The following is a 2678-nucleotide window of genomic DNA, read 5'->3' as shown; positions in this document are numbered from 1 at the left end:
TATACTAAGAAATGGGTTAAATAAAATGTTAATTGATTCTTATCAAGAAAGAGCATGAAATTAATCTAAATACACAAAATATTTTTCACTCCCCTATAAACAGCGCGTTTAACGCTTCACTTACTATTGCGCCAGAGCCGCATGGTTTATCTTTAAACTTAAGAATTTCTTTAACTATCTCAAATGTTCCGCCGCAAATAATTACCTCTGGTTTGATTATTTTTATTTCTTCAATCCATAAATCTTTTTGTTGCTGTGCATAACGCTTGATTTCTGCATAAATGCTGTGATTGTCCCCACCAACTTTTTTTCGTCAAGTTGCTTATTTATAGACATTGAGCAACCCCCTAATTTTCATCCTATCCTTCCACCAATCTACTTTAAATTATAACAGGAATTAACATTAAATAATATATCAAGAATATTAAAAAAAACAATATTTCAATTAAAATTCAGAAGGATTTCATCATAATGTAGCGAATATATTTAGCAAGTAAAAATAAAAAAAGGTACTGTAACAAGAATTTTAGCTATTGTTTAAGCTAAAAGCTTTGACAGTGCCAAGATGGAATAGGAGGATTTAAAATGAATGCATCTAAGTTTGACAAACTTTTAGAGCCGATTCAAATTGGGACAATGAAACTGAGAAACAGGATTGTCATGCCTCCCATGGTTACAAATTACGCTGCTGATGATGGTGCGGTTACTGAACGTTTTAAGGCCTATCACGAGACTAGGGCTAAGGGCGGAGTTGGCTTAATTATTGTTGAAGCAACATATGTGCATCCAAGTGGCAAGGGTTTTAAAAACGAATTAGGGATCTACAAGGATGAGTTAATCTCTGGATTAAAAGAGTTAACCGAGACAGTTCATAGGCATGGAGCAAAAATTGCTGTACAACTCTATCATGGTGGCAGACAAACAACTTCAAAAGTTACTGGAATGAGTATAGTTGCCCCTTCGGCTATTCCTTGTCCGGTTAAGCAGGAAATGCCCAAGGAATTATCAGTGGACGAAATAAAAGAGTTAGTAGAGGCGTTTGGACAAGCTGCACGACGTGCGAAGGAAGCGGGTTTTGACGCAGTTGAGATCCATGGCGCTCATGGCTATCTGCTTAATGAATTCCTATCGCCATATAGTAATAAACGCACTGACGAGTATGGTGGGACTTTTGAAAACAGGATGAGATTCCCATTAGAGGTTGTTAAGAGGGTGAGGGAAGAAGTTGGAACAGACTTTCCTGTTATATATCGCATGAGTGCCGAAGAATATGTTACAGGAGGACTTACTATTGAAGATACCAAGATATTTGCTCAAAAATTGGTAGAAGCAAGGATTGATGCTCTCCATATTTCAGGAGGGGTTTATGAATCAGCGGCAATGATTATCCAACCTGCAGCTATTCCTCAAGGTTGTTTTGTAGAAAATGCCGCTGCTATAAAGAAAGCAATTAACAGTAAAGTGCCTGTAATTGTTGTGGGTCGAATCAAAGATCCGGTTATGGCAGAACAAATCATTCGGGAAGGTAAAGCTGACCTAGTTTCTATGGGGAGGGCTTTGTTAGCTGATCCAGAATTACCTAAAAAAATATCTGAAGGTAAGGTTCAAGAAATAAGGAAGTGCATCGGATGTAACCAGGGCTGTATTGACCGTTTATTCCAAGATATTGACATTACATGCATGATTAATCCATTAACTGGACATGAAACAGAAATTGATTTACAAACTCCCGCAAAGAATAAGAAGAAAGTACTAGTAATTGGTGGTGGACCTGGTGGGCTAGAAGCGGCTAGGGTAGCAGCTTTGCGAGGACATGAAGTTATTCTTTGCGAAAAACAAGGAGAGTTAGGTGGACAATTGCGAATTGCTGCTGTACCACCTCATAAAGAAGAAATAAATGATTTGACTAATTATCTTATTAGCCAAGTAGAAAAATCTGGTGTTAGGATTATAAAAGGTAAGGAAGCAGATACAAAGATGATTCGAGAAATTAAAGCTGATGCAGTAATTGTGGCAACAGGATCTGAACCAATAATTCCAGAGATTCCTGGAATTGACCAGAAGAATGTTGTTACCGCACACGATGTTCTTAGTGGTTCAGCTTCTGTCGGCGAAAAAGTTGTTGTCGTTGGTGGTGGATTGGTGGGCTGTGAAACTGCAGAGTTTTTGGCTGATCAAGGTAAACAGGTTACATTGATAGAAATGTTGGACGACATAGCGGTAGATGTTGGATCCTTGACTAGAGGCCTATTACTAAATCGAATGGTTGAGAAGAAAATTACAATGTTAACAAAGAGCAAAGTCCGAGAAATATTAACAAATGGAGTTATTATAGAAAAAGAAGATAGAACAGAAGAAATAACTGGTATAGATACAGTGGTAATTGCAGTGGGATCTAGACCCAAGAACGAATTGTTAAAGTCTATTGAGGGAGAAGGTATACCTGTTTACGCTATTGGTGACTGCATCAAAGCACGAAAGATTATAGATGCCGTTCATGAAGCTTTCCGGATAGCTTATAATTTGTGATTTTTTAAAATTGATAAAGGCGAGGCTGATTAGGTGACTGTTTGAAGGTATTATTGGGGAGTGAAAAATATTTTGTGTATTTAGATTAATTTCATGCTCTTTCTTGATAAGAATCAATTAACATTTTATTTAACCCATTTCTTAGTATA

1 protein-coding gene is annotated in these 2678 nt (G+C 37.2%); it reads left to right on the top strand.

Annotated elements, in window-relative coordinates; all coding sequences use genetic code 11:
* Positions 1–585 precede the first annotated feature (585 nt).
* Complete coding sequence (locus BUB87_RS13795; RefSeq protein ID WP_073346653.1) at positions 586–2529, top strand: oxidoreductase; 1944 nt, start codon at positions 586–588, stop codon at positions 2527–2529.
* Positions 2530–2678: the final 149 nt, after the last annotated feature.

The sequence above is a fragment of the Caldanaerobius fijiensis DSM 17918 genome (assembly GCF_900129075.1).
Classification (GTDB): Bacteria; Bacillota; Thermoanaerobacteria; order Thermoanaerobacterales; family Caldanaerobiaceae; genus Caldanaerobius; species Caldanaerobius fijiensis.
Note: the sequence above shows the minus strand (reverse complement) of the source record. Positions and strands in the feature narration are given on the sequence as shown.

Coding starts and splice junctions, on each gene's coding strand:
- BUB87_RS13795 (WP_073346653.1), top strand. CDS start 586: ATGAATGCATCTAAGTTTGACAAACTTTTAGAGCCGATTCAAATTGGG.